This window comes from Croceicoccus esteveae (genome assembly GCF_031846435.1).
Taxonomy (GTDB): Bacteria; Pseudomonadota; Alphaproteobacteria; order Sphingomonadales; family Sphingomonadaceae; genus Croceicoccus; species Croceicoccus esteveae.
This window is the reverse complement of sequence record NZ_JAVRHS010000003.1, coordinates 19033-37169: the sequence shown is the minus strand read 5'-3', so window position 1 is coordinate 37169 and position 18137 is coordinate 19033. Positions and strand designations below refer to the sequence as shown.

At 60.7% G+C, this 18137-nt stretch carries 13 protein-coding genes; 3 read left to right on the top strand and 10 right to left on the bottom strand.

Translation table 11 applies throughout. The annotated features are described in order from the left end of the window. Window position 1 precedes the first annotated feature (1 nt). The 10 genes from RM533_RS05465 to gyrB form a co-directional block, all read right to left on the bottom strand. Window positions 2–1927 (bottom strand): acetyl/propionyl/methylcrotonyl-CoA carboxylase subunit alpha, encoded by a 1926-nt coding sequence (locus tag RM533_RS05465; protein ID WP_311340207.1) that lies wholly within the window; start codon window positions 1925–1927, stop codon window positions 2–4. Window positions 1928–1931: 4 nt separating this feature from the next. Further along, complete coding sequence (locus RM533_RS05460; protein ID WP_311340206.1) at window positions 1932–3533, bottom strand: carboxyl transferase domain-containing protein; 1602 nt, start codon at window positions 3531–3533, stop codon at window positions 1932–1934. Continuing rightward, window positions 3530–4684 carry an isovaleryl-CoA dehydrogenase gene (locus RM533_RS05455; protein ID WP_311340205.1) on the bottom strand — a complete coding sequence of 385 codons (1155 nt, stop codon included), beginning with the start codon at window positions 4682–4684 and terminating at the stop codon, window positions 3530–3532. Before RM533_RS05455 ends, RM533_RS05460 begins: the two co-directional genes overlap by 4 nt. Before the next feature lie 164 nt (window positions 4685–4848). Then, the gene (locus RM533_RS05450) at window positions 4849–6180 is read right to left on the bottom strand and encodes a transporter (protein WP_311340204.1); all 1332 of its coding nucleotides are present in this window, start codon (window positions 6178–6180) and stop codon (window positions 4849–4851) included. A gap of 54 nt (window positions 6181–6234) precedes the next feature. Then, window positions 6235–6930 (bottom strand): RodZ family helix-turn-helix domain-containing protein, encoded by a 696-nt coding sequence (locus RM533_RS05445; RefSeq protein WP_311340203.1) that lies wholly within the window; start codon window positions 6928–6930, stop codon window positions 6235–6237. Beyond that, a complete protein-coding gene (locus tag RM533_RS05440) occupies window positions 6927–7553 on the bottom strand; it encodes a C39 family peptidase (RefSeq protein ID WP_311340202.1) in 627 nt (208 codons plus the stop codon). Before RM533_RS05440 ends, RM533_RS05445 begins: the two co-directional genes overlap by 4 nt. Before the next feature lie 71 nt (window positions 7554–7624). Continuing rightward, window positions 7625–8086 carry a hypothetical protein gene (locus RM533_RS05435; RefSeq protein ID WP_311340201.1) on the bottom strand — a complete coding sequence of 154 codons (462 nt, stop codon included), beginning with the start codon at window positions 8084–8086 and terminating at the stop codon, window positions 7625–7627. 70 nt (window positions 8087–8156) lie between these two features. After that, window positions 8157–9446, bottom strand: coding sequence for a hypothetical protein (locus RM533_RS05430; RefSeq protein WP_311340200.1), 1290 nt, complete (start codon window positions 9444–9446; stop codon window positions 8157–8159). A gap of 162 nt (window positions 9447–9608) precedes the next feature. After that, complete coding sequence (locus RM533_RS05425; RefSeq protein WP_311340199.1) at window positions 9609–10691, bottom strand: helix-turn-helix transcriptional regulator; 1083 nt, start codon at window positions 10689–10691, stop codon at window positions 9609–9611. 399 nt (window positions 10692–11090) lie between these two features. Beyond that, window positions 11091–13592, bottom strand: coding sequence for a DNA topoisomerase (ATP-hydrolyzing) subunit B (gyrB, locus tag RM533_RS05420; RefSeq protein WP_311340409.1), 2502 nt, complete (start codon window positions 13590–13592; stop codon window positions 11091–11093). Between the two features lie 575 nt (window positions 13593–14167). On the opposite strand from gyrB, the gene guaA reads away from it, so the two are divergent. The 3 genes from guaA (at window position 14168) to nadB (ending at window position 18116) form a co-directional block, all read left to right on the top strand. Then, window positions 14168–15754, top strand: coding sequence for a glutamine-hydrolyzing GMP synthase (gene guaA / locus RM533_RS05415; RefSeq protein ID WP_311340198.1), 1587 nt, complete (start codon window positions 14168–14170; stop codon window positions 15752–15754). 198 nt (window positions 15755–15952) lie between these two features. Continuing rightward, complete coding sequence (locus RM533_RS05410) at window positions 15953–16210, top strand: hypothetical protein (RefSeq protein WP_311340197.1); 258 nt, start codon at window positions 15953–15955, stop codon at window positions 16208–16210. A gap of 286 nt (window positions 16211–16496) precedes the next feature. Further along, on the top strand, window positions 16497–18116 hold the full coding sequence (gene nadB / locus RM533_RS05405; protein ID WP_311340408.1) for an L-aspartate oxidase: 1620 nt from the start codon (window positions 16497–16499) through the stop codon (window positions 18114–18116). The last annotated feature ends 21 nt before the right edge of the window (window positions 18117–18137 follow it).

Genomic DNA, 18137 nt, shown 5'->3' with positions numbered 1-18137 from the left:
GTCAGTCTGCCCGGACGATGCGGGCAAGCAGTTTTTCCACCTGCACCTGATCGCCTGTCTGTACGCAAAGCTCTGCAACAAAACCATTGAACGGGGCGGTCAGCGCATGCTCCATCTTCATCGCTTCCAGCACCAGCAGCCGCTGACCTTCTGACACTTCATCTCCCTTGGCGACGTTCACGGCAATGACCTTGCCGGGCATCGGTGCCAGTATCGCTCCATCGCCGCCGGCAGCAAGACCGCTGCCCCGTGTCGCCCTTGCAAAACCAAAAGCGCTTCCAGCGTGAAACAGCACGATCTGATCGCCATCGGCATAACCTGTTGCCCAATCGTCGCTTGCTTCTGCCGAAGCATCTTCGGCAAGGGAGGATGACGATTGCGGCAGATCCTGTGTCAGCATTGCCTCTGCCTCATCCAGATCGATCCGCGCCACCTCATCCTTGTGCCAGACACTGACCAGCCGTGCATGTGGAGCGTTGAGCCGGAACCCTGCCAGTGGTTCTGTCGCGGCATCATCGGCAATCAACCGGGCCGCGGCGTTCCACAGCCAGCCTTCCGGTTCGGGATCGGGGATGAGTGACGCACCCTTGGCAGCAATGAAGCCTGTGTCGATGTTGCCGGCGCGGAAATCTTCGTCGTCAAGCGCTCGTGCCAGGAACCCGGCGTTCGTGCGGATGGGCCATACCTCGGTGGACGATACCGCCTCTGCCAGCGCGTCGATCGCTTCCTCCCGATCTTCGCCATGGCAGACGAGCTTGGCAATCATCGGGTCGTAGAAAGGAGAGACGGCGCCGCCTTGCTCCACGCCTGTTTCGACCCGATCGGCAGGGCCGAACGCCAGATGATCGAGCCGTCCGGTGCTGGGCAGGAAACCTGTGGCCGGATCTTCTGCATACAGCCGCGCCTCGATGGCATGGCCGTGGATGGCAAGCTCGTCCTGCGCCATGGGCAGGGGCTCTCCGCTGGCGACCCGCAATTGCCATTCGACCAGATCGACCCCGGTAATTTCCTCTGTCACCGGATGCTCGACCTGCAGGCGGGTGTTCATTTCCATGAACCAGATGCGGTCTGCATGCAGCCCGTCGGACGCATCGGCGATGAACTCGATGGTGCCTGCGCCTTGGTAATCGACGGCCCTGGCCGCACGCACGGCTGCGGCGCAGATGGCCTCCCGGGTTGCCGCGTCCATCCCCGGTGCGGGTGCTTCCTCGATCACCTTTTGATGGCGGCGTTGCAGCGAACAATCGCGTTCGAACAGATGGACGACATTGCCGTGGCTGTCGCCGAACACCTGCACTTCTATATGACGCGGCGCGGTAATGAACTTTTCAATGATGACGCGATCATTGCCGAAGCTGGAGGCGGCTTCGCGGCGGCAGCTTTCCAGATTGGCAAGGAAGCTGGCGGCATCATCGACCTTGCGCATGCCCTTGCCGCCACCGCCCGCGACCGCCTTGATCAGCACGGGATAGCCAATGGCGTCCGCCTCTGCCCGCAGGCGATCGGCCGCCTGATCCTCGCCCATGTAACCTGGCGTGACAGGAACGCCGGCGGCCTGCATCCGCTGCTTGGCCGCGTCTTTCAGCCCCATGGCACGGATGCTGCCGGGTGTTGCGCCCACCCAGATCAACCCTGCGTCCAGCACGGCTTGCGCAAACTCCGCGTTTTCCGACAGGAACCCGTAGCCCGGGTGAATGGCGTCGGCGCCGGCCGCCTGCGCCGCTGCGATGATGCGCGCGCCCACCAGATAGCTTTCGCTGACAAGGGAGGGGCCGATATGCACCGCCGCGTCCGCGTGCCGGACATGCAGCGCATCGGCATCGGCATCGGAATATACCGCGATGGTGCGAATACCCATAGCCCGCGCGGTGCGGATGATGCGGCAGGCGATTTCCCCGCGATTGGCGATGAGGAGCGACTGGATCACGAGCTTACATCCTGAACACGCCGAAGCGCGCATGATCGGGGATCGGCGCTTCCAGCGTGGCGGCTAGGGCGAGGGCGAGCACATCGCGGGTTTGCGCAGGGTCGATGATGCCATCGTCCCACATGCGCGCCGTCGCGTAATAGGGATTGCCCTCGGTTTCGTACTTTTCGCGGATCGGCGCCTTGAACGCTTCTGCCTCCGCATCGCTCCAGCTGTCGGCGTCGCGATGCACTGTGGCGAGCACGCTGGCGGCCTGTTCGCCGCCCATCACCGATATGCGCGCATTGGGCCAGGTGAACAGGAAGCGCGGCTGGTAGGCCCGGCCACACATGCCATAATTGCCCGCGCCAAAACTGCCGCCGATCACGACGGTGATCTTGGGTACCTGCGCACAGGCAACGGCGGTGACGAGCTTCGCGCCATGCTTGGCGATGCCTTCGGCTTCATATTTGCCGCCGACCATGAACCCCGACACATTCTGCAGGAACAGCAGCGGAATACGCCTTTGGCAGGCAAGTTCGATGAAATGCGCACCCTTTTGCGCGCTTTCGGAAAACAGCACGCCATTGTTGGCAAGGATCGCGACCGGCATGCCATGGATGTGTGCAAAACCCGTCACCAGCGTGCTGCCATACAGCGGCTTGAACTCCTGAAATTCGCTGCCATCCACCAGCCGGGCGATCACCTCATGCACATCGTAAGGCGCACGCACATCGTCGGGGATGATGCCGTAAAGCTCCTCCGCCGGATAGCGCGGCGGGCGGGGATCGCGCCGTTCGATGCGGGCATCGGTGCCGATGCCAAGATGGCTGACGATATCGCGCACGATGGTGAGCGCATGCTCGTCATTTTCGGCGAGATGATCGACCACGCCCGATTTGCGCGCATGCAGATCGCCGCCGCCCAGATCCTCGGCGCTGATCTCCTCGCCCGTGGCCGCCTTCACCAGCGGCGGCCCGGCAAGGTAGATCGTGCCCTGCTCGCGCACGATGACCGTTTCGTCCGACATTGCCGGGACGTAGGCGCCACCCGCCGTGCAGCTGCCCATGACGCAGGCGATCTGCGCGATGCCGGCGCCGCTCATCTGCGCCTGATTGTAGAAGATACGTCCGAAATGGTCGCGGTCGGGAAACACCTCAGCCTGATAGGGCAGGTTGGCGCCGCCGCTGTCGACCAGGTAAATGCAGGGCAGGTGGTTTTCGCGCGCGATTTCCTGCGCCCGCAAATGCTTTTTCACCGTCATCGGAAAATAGCTGCCGCCCTTCACCGTGGGGTCGTTGGCGGCGATCATCACCTGCCGGCCCGATACGCGACCGACGCCGGCGATGATGCCCGCGCCCGGCACGTCGGTGCCATACATGCCATTGGCGGCAAGCTGGCCCAGTTCAAGGAACGGGGATGCAGGATCGAGCAGGCGCTCCACCCGCTCGCGCGGCAGCAGCTTGCCCCGGGCGACATGGCGTTCGCGATGCTTTTCGCTGCCGCCCAGCGCCGCTGTCGCCACCCGTGCGCGCAGTTCATCGGCCAGCGCGCGATTATGCCGCGTGCGGGCCTGCGCCTCGGCGCTGTCGGGATCGTGCTTGCTGGTGATGACCGGCGCGCTCATGCCTTCATCAATTCCCGGCCAATCAGCATGCGGCGGATCTCGTTAGTGCCCGCGCCAATGTCGAGCAGCTTGGCATCGCGCAGGAACCGTTCCACCGGCCAGTCCTTGGTATAACCTGCACCGCCCAACGCCTGCACCGCCTCGTTCGCGACCCGGAAAGCGCTTTCGCTGGCCAGCAGGATCGCACCGGCGGCGTCGAAGCGCGTCGTCCGATCCTCGTCGCAAGCGCGGGCGACGGCATAGACGTAGGCGCGCGCGGATTGCAGCGCGACATACATGTCGGCGATCTTGGCCTGCATCAGCTGGAACTCGCCTACGGCTTTCCCGAACTGCTGGCGCTCCTTCACATAAGGAATGACCACATCAAGGCAAGCCTGCATGATGCCAAGCTGAATGCCGGCGAGGACAACGCGTTCGTAGTCAAGCCCGCTCATCAGCACCTTGACGCCTTCGCCAACCGGGCCCAGCACATTCGCGTCGAGAATGAAGCAATCGTCGAACACGATTTCGGCAGTGGGCGAGCCCCGCATGCCCATCTTGGCAATTTTCTGCCCGATGGAAAATCCTTCGAACCCGCTTTCCACGATGAAGGCGGTAATGCCTCTGGCGCCGGCATCGGCGTCGGTCTTGGCATAGACCACCAGTGTGTCGGCATAAGGCGCGTTGGTGATCCAGAACTTGGTGCCGGTAAGCCGCCAGCCGCCTTCGGCCCGTTCTGCCTTCAGCTTCATCGATACAACATCGGAGCCGGCATTGACCTCGCTCATGGCGAGGCTGCCGATGTGGTCGCCGCTGATCAGCTTGGGCAGATAGCGATCCTTTTGCGCGTCATTGCCCCAGCGGGCAATCTGATTGACGCACAGATTGGAATGCGCGCCATAGGACAACCCGATCGACGCGCTGGCCCGGCTTACCTCTTCACAGGCGATGACGTGGTGCAGATAGCCAAGATCGAGCCCGCCATATCGTTCCGCCACCGTGATCCCGTGCAGGCCCAACTCGCCCATCATCGGCCACAGTTCAGGCGCAAACCGATCCTCCTCGTCGATGCGCACGGCAAGCGGAGCGATCTGCTCTTCGGCAAACCGGCGGACCGTATCGCGGATCATGTTCGCGTTATCATCAAGGCCAAAATCAAAATGCGGGGTCATGGCTAGATCTCTGTATTCGCTTTGTGCAGACAGCCTGACAAACCCAAGCGGCCGCCAGCGTCAACCGAAATGGTGTTGCCATGTCTTGAAACAATAGCCAACCACGACAATGCAATCTTTCCTCACCGGCCAGATGCCGCGCAGGCGGACCGGCTCTGCACCAGTCAGTTGCCGGTCAGAAGCACCAGCGGCAATCTGAGTACAGTGCGCAGGTCGGTCGCGTCCTCGGTCGCGCCTACCTCCACGGACCAATTGAAGCTCGTCCGATTGGTCAAGCGGTAAGTCACGCCGAACAGCAGGCGGCCGATCTGAAGATCGCGGGAAGTCGTCTCGATTTCACCCGGCTGCTGGGGCGTCGGTTCCAGCAGCGAGGTGCGCGTGCGGGTGCCGAACGCCCAGGTGTGAGCATAGCCGAGATTGATCGACGTGCGCTGGTTGAAGGATATGCCGATACCCGCCGACCCCGAAATTGCATCGCCCGGATCGACATATGAGATCCTGACTGGCGGAATGCGCGTATCCACATCCTTGCCAATGTTGAAGGTATAGCCAAGCGTGCCGAACAGCACGACAGGATCGCTGGGCAGGATAGCCGTCACGCTGGGCGCGATACCGTAAAATCCGGCGCCGGTCGATGCACGCACCGCGCGGCCAAGTTCATCGCGCGGAATGGCGAAGGGGTCTGTTCCTGTCGGCAATACGCCTTGCAGATTGGCAATGACAAAGGGCGAACCATTGCGCCCGTCGATCAATTGATAGCGAGCGGTCAGTTCCAGATCGCCAAAATTCTGCGCATCTACTGAACTGTCGATCGTGGCCGCCGCGTCATTATTGGTGCTGCCGGAAATAGGAGCGACAATGGATGTGTCGGAGCGCGAGATGAACGGCAGTCGCGCCCCGATTTCAAGGCGATCAGTGAGGCCATAGCGCAATCCCGCCGAGGCGGTGACCACATCCTGCCGGCTTTCGTTGATGTCGAAGACGCCGACAAGCACCGCTTCGACAAGCTCGATGCCCCGGAACACGGCACGATTGCGGTCTGCCCTTGCATAATCGAGCTGAAACTCGCCGGTAAGCTGGTTCTTGCGCGTGACGACGCTGCCGCGGCTTTCCAGCACGGCAAGTTCGATCGGCCGGTCGAGATCCTCAGGCGCCTGGCCCACCCGTTCAAGCGGTATCGGAGCCTGTTGCACCGAAGCCGGTGTGCCCGGCTGGCCAGGAGCGCTGCCTTGCGCGGCCGCGATGACCGGCACCGATGGAGGCCCGGATTGAGGGTCGGAAGACGTCTCGCCAGCTTGCGGTGCCATGGCGACAGACCGGTCGAAACGCAGCCGCAGCGCCTGCAGTTCGGCCGCTTGCCGGTCGATCTGCTCCTGCTGGCGCTGGATCATGTCCATCGCGGCACGCAGCTGATCGCTTACCGACGCATCGCTGTTCTGTGCTTGCGCAGCTGTAGGGATCATCATTGCGGCCGCAACGACAAGAACGCTCGTCATCCCGTTTATGTTCATCCTGCCGTCCCTCCCCCTGCAAAACGATGTGATGACGGCCTATAGGCGGGAGGCAAGCGCGTCCAGTGCGACTGACTCCACCCGCAGCATGGCAGAGCCGAGCACGTCGGGTCCGGCATTATCAAGATCGATGGAAACGATTGTTGCAGTGTCGATCACCCGATCGCTGCCAGTATTGAAAATGGCGGATCCAAACGCGTTGACGCCAAAATGGATGATGGTGAAATCGCTTCCTGACAATTGCACGTTCTGAAGACCGTTGCTGCCGGTCTGCGACATAACCAGCCCGTTGTCGGTGGCGACTGGTCCGGCGCTGTCGACCGCCTGCAACCCGGCGGGCAGGCCAGCTCCAGCACCAGGAGCGCCGGTTGTCACCGTGACTGGCAGCGTTCCTGATCCTGCGGATATCTGGAAGCCGCCTTTGCCGTCAAAGGCAATGGCCGGCGATCCTGTGGCAGCCGTGTTCGGCAGCTGCTGTCCAGGGACCTTCTCGCCGGGTCCGGGAACATAGGTGGTGAATACAGGAGCGCCCTTGTCGATCTTGACGACGGTCTGCAGGACGATATCGCCGTTGAGCGCAGTTTGCGTCTGCACGGTAAGCGCAGCATCGATGCCGCTGGGCAGCCGTATGCCACCACGCTGTTGCGCGAGCACACCGTCCGGCTCGGCCGGCACGGAAAAAACCGGCGAAGCTGTGGCCAACGCCTGCGCTGCGATCAGGAGCAACGAATTCACGAGATGTCTCCGTAAAATGGCGCAGTCAGAAGCAGAGCCTGCTGGCTGAGCGGATCGGAAAAGCCGCCGCCGACCGGTGCTCGGGCAAAGCGCGCCCATTGCTGTTCCGAGCCGAAATTGCTGCGTGCAAGCTCCTGGTCTGCTGCCAGCACGAAATAGATCCCGTTCCAGGCATCAGCAAACTCATCCTGTGGCATCACCGTGAGGCCCGCCGAGGGGTCGCCGATCAGCACCTCGCCATCACGGATACCTTTTACCACGACGAAATGTCGGTAATTATCGAGCGATATCAGCGCAATGCCGGGGATGCGGGTTTCCGCGACCTTCTCTAACGGCACCCGGTACCCGTCGGCGGCAATGCCGCGGCTGGCCAACCATCGTTTCATGTCGAGCAAAGAGAACCCGACGGCGCGGATCTGGTCACGATCGCCGCTGGCCCACATGCCGCGAAAGGCTTTTTCCTCAGCGACATCATAGCCATAATGGAAGCGAAGAAGCGTCGCGAGTGCGGCCGATCCGCAGCTGAAATCATATTTCTGGCGCAGAACACCTGCAAACCGCTGATCCTGCACCGACGAGACGGGGAGGCGGTAGTCGCCAACCGGAGCGCCTGCCGCGAGCATGCGCGGGCCATTCGCAACCTGGGGCGCACATGCTCCAAGAAGCATTGCCACAGATGCGATGGCAACTGGTTTCATTGCTGATTGATGGAAACGTTGACGTTCATAGCGGCATTGATGGCTACATTGTTGCCGGTATTCACGTTCAGGATGGAAAAGCCGGACATGTTCTGGAAGGCGTTGCCGTCTATCTTGGCGTCACCGGTTATCACATTGTCGCCAACGCTGTTCTGAGAAACGCCGGCGACCTGATCGGCACGTGCCAGCTGGTTGACATCCTCACGCCCGGCAACTTTCTGCAATGCTGCATCGTCAAGTGCGGCGGCGGCGAAGGGCATTTGCCAGGTGTCATCAGCATGATGCGCATTCCGGACTGCAACGGCCTCAGCAGCACCAAAGTGAAGTGTCGACGCAGCAGGCAGAGTGCTCTCCTGCGCATGCGCGCTGGAGGGAGCGGCCGCCATGACAGGCAATGTCGCTGCTGACAGGATGACCGCCAGCGGGGTCAGTGCGGACAGCTTGGACAAACGGGTCATGAAAAAGCCCCTGTGCTGGAAAAAAGGGGGAGGCCGGCCATAAACGAGCAGGGCCGGCCTCCGTGGGTCATCAGAGGCTGATGTCACCTGCAGAAACTGCCACGCTCACGCTGGCGTTCTGCGATGCACCGGCTCCGGTGTTCTGGTTAAGCGCCTGCATTCCGGCAAAGTTCTGGAATGCACTGCCGCCGTTCGACAGGCTGTTGTCGATCGGCTGGCTGTCGCCATCATCATCGGAGTCGCCATAAGAGACGCTGATGCCGGTGACATAGCTCGACAAGGTTGCGCTGGCGACCAGTGCTCCATCGCCGAACACGCCACTGTTGGCCGCGCCCGATTCCGCATAGGCTTGTGCTCTCATCGTCTGCGAGCTGTCATTGCCCGAATCCGCGATGTTGGTGGAATTGTCCGAATTGTCGTTGCCCGAATCTGCAATGGACGCATCGGTCTGCGAATTGTCGTTGCCCGAGTCAGCGATGTTCGTAGAATTATCGGAGTTACCCGAATCAGCGACGCTCAGCGAAGCATCGGTCTGCGAATTGTCGTTGCCCGAATCAGCGATGTTCGTCGAATTATCGGAGTTGCCCGAATCCGCAATGGATGCATCGGTTTGCGAGTTGTCGTTACCCGAATCGGCAATGTTCGTCGAATTGTTGGAATAGTCATTCCCGGCATCGGCGATTGACGCATCAGTTGTCGAATTGTCGTTACCCGAATCCGCGACGCTCACCGACGCATCGGTCTGCGAGTTGTCGTTGCCCGAGTCAGCAATGTTCGTCGAACTATCGGAGTTGCCCGAATCTGCAATGGATGCATCGGTCTGCGAATTGTCGTTACCCGAGTCTGCAACATTCAGTGAAGCATCGGTCTGCGAATTGTCGTTACCCGAGTCTGCAACATTCAGTGAAGCATCGGTCTGCGAGTTGTCGTTGCCCGAGTCCGCGACGTTCAGCGACGCATCGGTCTGCGAGTTGTCGTTGCCCGAGTCCGCGACGTTCAGCGACGCATCGGTCTGCGAATTGTCGTTGCCGGAGTCTGCGACGTTCAGCGACGCATCGGTCTGCGAATTGTCGTTGCCGGAGTCTGCGACGCTCAGCGACGCATTGGTCTGCGAATTGTCGTTGCCCGAGTCTGCAACATTCAGTGAAGCATCGGTCTGGGAGGAGTCGGTGGAATAGTCGTTGCCTTGGTTCGAATCGTCGCTCTGCGCGCTCGATCCGTTGTTGGCACCATTCTGTCCGGCACTCACGCTGCTGCCTGGATCGCTTGCACCGTCCGAATAATCATCGGCGTAAGCTACTGCGGGCATGGACAGCAGCAATGCTGCCATGGAGCAGGATTGAAAAAGATTACGGGTCATGATTGGTGTTCCTTCTAGGCTGTCCCCACACCGCGCTGCCATCGATGATGGCGATGCTGGCGGCACCGGCTTCCGGCACCCTTGCTTGTTTAACCTAATGTTAACCAGAGTCAGCCCCCAAGCCCGCGCTATCATCTACCCCCATTTGAGGGGGGTGGCGGGTCAATCGAGGCGGAAAACCCGCTTGCGGGCGGCCGTGCTGGTCCGCACCGTGCTCTTCAGCAATAACCAGACCAGCTGCGCCTGCCGGTTGGTTTCGGTCTTCAAGAAAATCTGCTTCAGGTATGAGCGAGCTGTCTGTTCACGCACGCCGAGCGCGTCGGCGGCTTCAGTCAGCGTAAAACCGTCGGCAAGGAAGCAGGCCAGCTTGGTCTCGCTGCACGAGAGCCGGTACAGATTGCAGGCAGGCTCGATGAGGCTGGTCATGTCCTGCTCGGGATCGAAAAGATAAACGACGGCAACTGCAGCAGGATCTGTTGCTGCGACAAATGCTGCGGTCAGCGGGCGGCGTTTGCCGCGTTGCAGCGCAACGATCGGCACAATGTCGCCATCGCCCGGACTGTGGGTACCCGCCGCGCAAACATGCTCGACCGCAGCTTGCAGGCGCAGCGTTTCGCCAAGCGTTCTGCCGCCAAGACGATTGCCGCGCCTGCTCACGGCATCGCTTTCTTCAAGCAGCCGCTCTCCCGCAGCATTGGCAAACAGCAGGGTTGCATCGGCTGCCACGATAATCGTGGCAATGTCGCTGTGCTCGACCGCTGCCGTCAGTCCGCCGATATGCGCTTTCATTCGCCGGGTTGCGGCCCACTGCCGGAAGAACGGCTGCACCAGTGGCAGCAGACGGACAAATGCCTCGTTGCTCTGTTCGAACGCAGCTGGATCCCTGCCGTTACACAGACAAGTTATGACGCAGATGCCATCTGCATGCGCAATTGCAGTGGCGAACAGTCGAACCGACAATTGATGGCATGTGACTGCAGTTACCCCGTTGCTCTTGTCTGGATCCTGCGCCAGTTCATCTGCCAGCATGGACATGGCCTTGCGCGGCGCCGATCCCTGCGCATGTCCGCCGCTGGCAAACAGCGTTTCTGCACGCTCGCCCGTGCGATGCCACGAAACCTTGATTGCATCGGCCGCTACTTCGCGGGCCACGGCCTCCATCAACTCAACGAGGATTTGCTCATCGGTGCGCTCCTCGATAGCGGGAGCGGCATAATCAAGATCGATCGAGGGCGTCGGCGTCATCGCAACAGCGGGACCGGCATGCAAGCTACGCATCATACCCGTACCCATGACCCGGTACCCATGGCGATGCCGACATGAGCAAAGAGGCAGCGTTGTACAGGATCGAATGACGGAAAGCAGCGGGTTGCTGGCAGCAATGGTTACACGCATCACCAGCCTGCACGTTCAAACAGCTTACCGATCTCATCTGCCACCCCTGCTTAAGCCGCGTACCTCGTTTCTGTGAACATGCGCTCAGCTTCACATAAAGGCCGAGCTTATACTAAATTGATTGTGATATGTTCCGTTTTGGAACTGATCATCGCTGCGGCAGAAACAACACTCGAGGTTTGAGGTACTGCTTTCGTGCAGCAAGCTTTCAGCTTGCCGCGTGCAGCTTGGCAGGATCAAGGTTGCGCATCAGACATCAAGATTGGCGACGCTAAGAGCGTTGTCCTGAATGAATTCGCGCCGTGGTTCGACAATATCACCCATCAGGCGGGTGAAGATCTCGTCGGTGACATCGGCGTCCTCGACGCGCACCTGGAGAAGCGCACGATTGTCAGGATCCAGCGTGGTTTCCCACAATTGCTCGGCGTTCATCTCGCCCAAACCCTTGTAGCGCTGGATGGACAGCCCCTTGCGACCGATGGCGAGCACCTGATCGAGCAATTGCGTCGGCCGGTTGATCTGCGCAGTTCCTGCCGGATCCGCCTCGCCGTCGGTTTCGCTGCCGGTCCGCACAAGCCGTGCGCCATCCTCGTAAATGCCGGATTGCGGCGCCGCGATGCTCGCCAGCTTGCGTGCCTCGGCGCTGTCGAGGAACTTGCCGTCGATTGCATGATGATCCGTCACGCCGCGCCAGCTGCGCTCGATTGCGTAACCTTCGGCTGTGACATGGGCAGTCCAGCGCGCCTCGGGGTCGAGCCGCTGCATCCAGCGAGCGGTCGCTTCCAGCGCCAGCTTGCGGGCATCCGGCGCAAGATCGGGCTGCAAGGCGCCAGCCAGCGCGAGCGCCTCCACGATGATCGGATCGTAACGACTTGGCGCAAAGGCCAGCGTGCTCCTGAACCGGCGGGCCTGCTCGACCAGCGCGGCTAGTTCCGCTCCGCCACGGGCGCCGCCAGCGGTTTCCAGCACGCGCCCGCTCAACGCCGCATCGATGAGGTAACGATCGAGCGCGTCATTGTCCTTGAGGTAAACCTCGGACCGGCCCTTGGCGACCTTGTAGAGCGGTGGCTGTGCGATGTAGAGGTGCCCGGCCTTGATGATGTCGGGCATCTGCCGCTGAAAGAAGGTCAGCAGCAGCGTGCGGATATGCGCGCCATCGACGTCGGCGTCAGTCATGATGACGATCTTATGGTAGCGCAGCTTTTCAAGGTTGAATTCGTCGCGCAGACCCGTGCCCATCGCCTGAATCAACGTGCCGACCTCGCGCGAGGAGATGATGCGGTCGAACCGCGCCCGCTCCACATTGAGGATCTTGCCCTTCAGCGGCAGTATCGCCTGGATCTTGCGGTCGCGTCCCTGCTTGGCGGACCCGCCGGCGGAGTCGCCTTCGACCAGGAACAATTCGCATTTGCTGGGGTCGCGTTCCTGACAATCGGCCAGCTTGCCGGGCAGGCTGGCGATATCCATCGCTCCCTTGCGCCGGGTGAGTTCGCGCGCTTTCTTCGCGGCTTCACGGGCGGCAGCGGCATCGATGATCTTTTGCACGATGATCTTGGCGTTGGCGGGGTTTTCCTCCAGCCATTCGCTCATCTTGTCGGCCATCAGGCTTTCAAGCGGTTGCCGCACTTCGGATGACACCAGCTTGTCCTTGGTTTGCGATCCGAACTTGGGGTCGGGCAGCTTGACCGAAACAATCGCGGTCAGCCCTTCGCGCATGTCTTCGCCGGTCAGGCTGACCTTTTCCTTTTTCAGCAAACCCGAACGATCGGCGTAGCCGTTCAGCGTGCGGGTGAGCGCAGCCCGGAAGGCGGCAAGATGCGTGCCGCCATCACGCTGCGGAATGTTGTTGGTGAAGCAAAGCACGTTTTCGTAGTAGGAATCATTCCATTCCAGTGCGACCTCGATGCCGATGCCGTCCTTGTCGGCCGAGATGGCAATGGGTTCGCCAAACAGCGCCTGCTTGTTGCGATCAAGATATTTTACAAACGCCGCAATACCGCCTTCGTAAAACAGGTCGTGCTCCTTTGCCTCCTCGTGCCGCTCATCGCGCAGGATGATCCGCACGCCGGAATTGAGGAAGGCCAGTTCACGATAGCGGTGCTCCAGCTTTTCGAAATCATAGTCGAGCACGTTCTTGAACGTGTTCTCGCTGGCTTTGAAAGTTACCTTCGTACCCTTGCGCGGCGTGCCATCGGCTTTCAACGGAGCATCGCCCACGATCTTGAGCGGGGCCACGACATCGCCATGCTCAAAGCGCATCCAATGCTCCTTGCCGTCGCGCCAGATGGTCAGTTCGAGCATTTCGGACAGGGCATTGACGACCGAAACACCGACCCCGTGCAGGCCGCCTGAAACCTTGTAGGCGTTGTCATCGGTCGTGTTCTCGAACTTGCCGCCGGCATGCAGTTGGGTCATGATGACTTCGGCGGCGGAGACACCTTCTTCCTGGTGAATGTCGGTGGGAATACCCCTGCCGTTATCGTCCACTGATACCGATCCGTCGGGGTTCAATGTGATCAGCACACGGTCACAATGACCGGCCAAAGCTTCGTCGATGGCATTATCCGATACTTCGAAAACCATGTGATGCAGACCGGACCCATCGTCGGTGTCGCCGATATACATGCCGGGACGCTTGCGGACAGCGTCGAGACCCTTCAGAACCTTGATCGATTCTGCACCATAAGCCGAACGGTTGGGTTCGTTCGCGGGCGATCCGCCCACGGGCGCTGCATTCGTGTTTTCTACCATCCTGTTCATATAGGCCGCAATGCTTCGATCCCCAAGCAAAAGCGGCTGTTTTCCACAGACGGATGCAAGCTCGCCGCCGGCCCGCCTCTACACAGTGCAAACGGCAAAAACCGCCACCAGCAAAGGCGACGGTTTTACCGGATTTCGAAATGTGCAAGAGGAGCGCGACAGCACCCCTTGGTCGGCAGGTCAGCCCAAGGTAGCGGCAAAGAAAAACCAGCTTGCCGAAGCAGCGGCTACGACACCGAAAATCTGACCTGCATGTTGTGTGGCAAAAGTGCGCATTGTTTGTACCCCGTCTGAATGCTGATTTGAAAGGTCGCCGTTCGTGTCTGCGGACTGCGGCAGCGCCTGACTGGGCCGGAAAAGGGGACTGGTCAGAAACTGAGGCAGGCAGGCGTTTGGCCTTGAAGATCAGATGGCGAACGCAGCATCTTTGTGCAATTGCGAAAGAAACAATCTTGCGTGCAACTTTCGCAATCGTTCACAAGAGCTTAACAACCGTCTACGGGCAGCGACGTTCTGGGCTGTTGCCGCCACTGGACAGAATGGGGGGCGCTTCGTATTCCGCCGCCATGCCTCAACAGATCACAGATTCGACCGTCGGCGATACCATTCTGATCGTCGATTTTGGCAGTCAGGTGACGCAGCTGATCGCCCGACGGGTGCGTGAAGCAGGTGTTTATTCGCAGATCGTGCCGTTTACCGGGGCGGCAGACGCATTGCGCAACCTGCGGCCCAAAGGCGTGATCCTGTCAGGCAGTCCGGCCAGCGTGCCGGGAGAAGGAAGCCCCCGCGCACCTCAGGAGCTGTTCGACGCTGGCATTCCGGTGCTCGGCATCTGCTACGGTCAGCAGGTCATGACGCAACAACTGGGCGGAGAGGTCCGGTCCGGGCGCGAAACCGGTGAAGGTGGTGAATTTGGCCGCGCCTTTCTGACCGTAACACAGCAGTGCCGCCTGTTTGATGGGTTGTGGCAGGTTGGCGAACGTCATCAGGTGTGGATGAGCCACGGGGACAAGGTAACCCGCTTTGCCTCCGGCTTTGAAATTGTTGCAATCAGCGATGGCGCGCCCTTTGCGGTAATTGCCGACGAGGAGCGCTGTTTCTACGGGGTGCAGTTCCATCCAGAAGTCGTCCACACACCTGACGGAGGACGGCTGATTGCAAATTTCGTGCGCCATGTGTGCGGCTGCGCGGGCGACTGGACCATGGCTGAGTTTCGCCGCACCAAGATTGCCGAGATTCGCGATCAGGTTGGCGATGCAAAAGTGATCTGCGGCTTGTCAGGCGGAGTGGATTCTGCCGTGGCAGCAGTGCTGATCCACGAGGCGATCGGCGATCAGCTGACATGTGTCTTTGTCGATCACGGATTGCTGCGCAGCGGCGAAGCAGACCAGGTCGTTTCGCTGTTCCGGGGCCATTATAATATCCCTCTGGTGCATCGCGATGCATCGGTGCTGTTCATGAATGGCCTCAAGGGCGTCATTGATCCCGAAGCCAAGCGCAAGTTCATCGGCAAGACGTTCATCGATGTTTTCGAGGATGAGGCAAAACGCTCCGGCGGCGCCGATTTCCTGGCGCAGGGCACGCTTTATCCCGATGTGATCGAGAGCGTTTCGCTTACCGGCGGCACGGGGGTGACGATCAAGAGCCACCATAATGTCGGCGGTTTGCCCGAACGCATGGACATGCAACTGGTCGAGCCCTTGCGCGAGCTGTTCAAGGACGAGGTGCGCGCGCTTGGCCGCGAACTTGGTCTGCCCGAGGTGTTCGTCGGCCGCCATCCGTTTCCGGGGCCGGGACTTGCGATCCGCATACCAGGCGAGGTCACACGCGAACGTTGCGATATCTTGCGCAAGGCAGATGCGATCTATCTCGACGAGATCCGCAAAGCCGGTCTGTACGATGCTATCTGGCAGGCATTCGCCGTGCTCCTGCCGGTGCGTACGGTTGGCGTGATGGGCGACAGCCGCACCTATGATAATGTGTGCGCTCTGCGCGCAGTGACCAGTACAGATGGAATGACAGCGGACGTCTATCCATTCGACAGCGGCTTCCTGACCGCGACGGCGACACGCATCGTCAATGAAGTCGCGGGTATCAACCGCGTGGTTTACGATTACACGTCCAAGCCGCCGGGCACGATCGAGTGGGAATGATGCGCGCAAGGGAACGCGTCGCTCTGGTGAACTGTCTCACCCACACTTGAGCCGGCCTGGCTTTGGTACACAGGCGTGAACTGCGCGGCCATGTAGCAAGTTCCTTTACCATGCACGCCGCGACGGGATGGCGGTAGATTTGTGTCAATCCTGCACGATCCGTGATATGGTGAGGATGTCCTACAGTGGAGAACACTCATGCCCGATGATAGCTCGAACACCCGCATTCCGAACGATGCGGACATGCCGGTGCTGGCTGCCTGGATGGAGATGTGGATGTGGCCGATCACCATGATGGCCCGGCTCATGAACCCCGGCAGCATCAACCCGTTTGGCTTGAATATGAACAGCGATCTCGTTGATGATGAGCCGGAAGCCGATCGCGACGTCGAAGGAGGGCAATTGCCGGTGCCCAACCCGATCAGGAACTCCAAGGAGCACGACATCTTCGCCTGATGCGGACCCGGATGCAGGTGAGTGACAAATTGCATGGCTGCCTGGCGGATGCGCCTGCAGACGGTCTTGCAGCGCTTGTAGATCATGCAGCAGGATGTTCCGATCACGCAATGCGCCTGTCATCTGGCTTGACTACAAGGCCGGTGATGCGCTTGCCTTTGCAAAGAGCACCGCAGCATGGCAGGAGCGGATCAGCTTGCCCGGAGCAGGTGCGCCGTTGCCGCAGCACGAGGATCATCCAGCCCATGACGACAGCCCGTTTCGTTTACCCGGCGCTGCCTTTTGCATGAGCAGGCCAGCTGTGGATTATGACGTCATCATCGTGGGTTCAGGGGCGGCTGGGCTCACCGCTGCGCTGGTGCTTGCCGAACGGGCGCGGGTGCTGGTGCTGGCCAAAGGGGCTCTTGACGCTGGCTCGACTGCATGGGCGCAGGGCGGGATCGCTGCGGTGCTGGATGCAGGCGATACCTTTGCCGACCACATAGAAGACACCATGACAGCCGGAGCCGATCTCAACCGGCAGAAGACGGTCGAGTTTGTCGTCGAGCAGGCGCCGCAGGCGATCGAGCGGCTGAGCCGGCTTGGCGTGCCCTTCAACAGCGACGGCACCCAATTGCACCTGACCCGCGAGGGCGGCCATTCGCATCGTCGGATCGTGCACGTCGATGATGCGACCGGCTGGGCTATTCAGAGCGCCTTGCTGAACGCTGCGCGCGCCAATCCCAACATCACTCTGCGATCGGGGATGGTGGCGATCGATCTTATCGGGGATCGGCATCGTATCAGCCCGGAGGGTGGGCAGAAGATCTGGGGTGTCTATGCGCTGGACACCGCATCGGACTCTTCGACAACCGGTCGGGTACAGGCGCTGACCGCGCGCGCGACCATTCTGGCCACCGGCGGGGCAGGGCGAACCTACCAGTTCAGCACGGCGCCGCGTGGTGCGACAGGCGACGGCATCGCCATGGCCTGGCGGGCAGGCTGCCGCATTTCCAACATGGAATTCATGCAGTTTCACCCGACCTGCCTTTACAATACCGAGGTCAAGAATTTCCTGATTACAGAGGCAGTACGCGGCGAAGGCGGCATCCTGACCCTGCCGCCCGATGCAGGCGCCGAAGCCGGACGGCGCTTCATGCCCGATTTCGACGACCGGCTGGAGCTTGCACCCCGTGATGTCGTGGCCCGCGCCATCGACCATGAGATCAAGCGACTTGGCCTTGATTACGTGCATCTCGACATCAGCCATCGGCCGCCGTCGTTCGTGCAGGAACATTTTCCGACTATCTGCGAGCGTCTGCTCGCGCTTGGCATTGACATGACAAGGGAGCCGATCCCGGTGGTTCCTGCACAGCACTATACCTGCGGTGGTGTGCGGGTTGACCTTGCCGGCCGGGCAGACCTGCCGGGGCTGTATGCCATTGGCGAATGTTCCGACACCGGCTTGCATGGCGCCAACCGGCTGGCTTCCAACTCGCTGCTGGAATGCTTCGTGTTCGGAGATGCTGCGGCACGCGCCATTCTGGCCAGATTGGAAGACATGGCGCCGCCACCGCCCGTTCATCCCTGGGACGAAAGCCGGGTCAGCGCTGCGGATGAAGAGGTCGTCATCAAACAGAACTGGACCGAGATCCGGCGCTTCATGTGGAACTATGTGGGCATCGTGCGCACTGACAAGCGGATGGAACGGGCGGCCAACCGGATCCGTCTGCTGACGGGCGAGGTGCAGGAATATTACGGCAATTTCCATGTCTCGCAGGATCTGATCGAATTGCGTAACCTGTTGCAGACAGCGGACCTGATCGTGCGCAGCGCACGCCGTCGGAAGGAGAGCCGGGGGCTGCACTTCAATGCCGATTACCCCCTGCTGAACGAAATTGCACGCGACACCATCTTGGTGCCGTAGCATGACCGGCGCGGGGTTCAG

What these genes read in the sequence shown, in the direction of transcription:
- RM533_RS05460 (WP_311340206.1), bottom strand. Translation starts at nt 3,533, where the DNA reads ATGAGCGCGCCGGTCATCACCAGCAAGCACGATCCCGACAGCGCCGAG.
- RM533_RS05455 (WP_311340205.1), bottom strand. Translation starts at nt 4,684, where the DNA reads ATGACCCCGCATTTTGATTTTGGCCTTGATGATAACGCGAACATGATC.
- RM533_RS05450 (WP_311340204.1), bottom strand. Translation starts at nt 6,180, where the DNA reads ATGACGAGCGTTCTTGTCGTTGCGGCCGCAATGATGATCCCTACAGCT.
- RM533_RS05440 (WP_311340202.1), bottom strand. Translation starts at nt 7,553, where the DNA reads ATGCTCGCGGCAGGCGCTCCGGTTGGCGACTACCGCCTCCCCGTCTCG.
- RM533_RS05435 (WP_311340201.1), bottom strand. Translation starts at nt 8,086, where the DNA reads ATGACCCGTTTGTCCAAGCTGTCCGCACTGACCCCGCTGGCGGTCATC.
- RM533_RS05430 (WP_311340200.1), bottom strand. Translation starts at nt 9,446, where the DNA reads ATGACCCGTAATCTTTTTCAATCCTGCTCCATGGCAGCATTGCTGCTG.
- RM533_RS05425 (WP_311340199.1), bottom strand. Translation starts at nt 10,691, where the DNA reads ATGACGCCGACGCCCTCGATCGATCTTGATTATGCCGCTCCCGCTATC.
- gyrB (WP_311340409.1), bottom strand. Translation starts at nt 13,592, where the DNA reads ATGGTAGAAAACACGAATGCAGCGCCCGTGGGCGGATCGCCCGCGAAC.
- guaA (WP_311340198.1), top strand. Translation starts at nt 14,168, where the DNA reads ATGCCTCAACAGATCACAGATTCGACCGTCGGCGATACCATTCTGATC.
- RM533_RS05410 (WP_311340197.1), top strand. Translation starts at nt 15,953, where the DNA reads ATGCCCGATGATAGCTCGAACACCCGCATTCCGAACGATGCGGACATG.
- nadB (WP_311340408.1), top strand. Translation starts at nt 16,497, where the DNA reads ATGAGCAGGCCAGCTGTGGATTATGACGTCATCATCGTGGGTTCAGGG.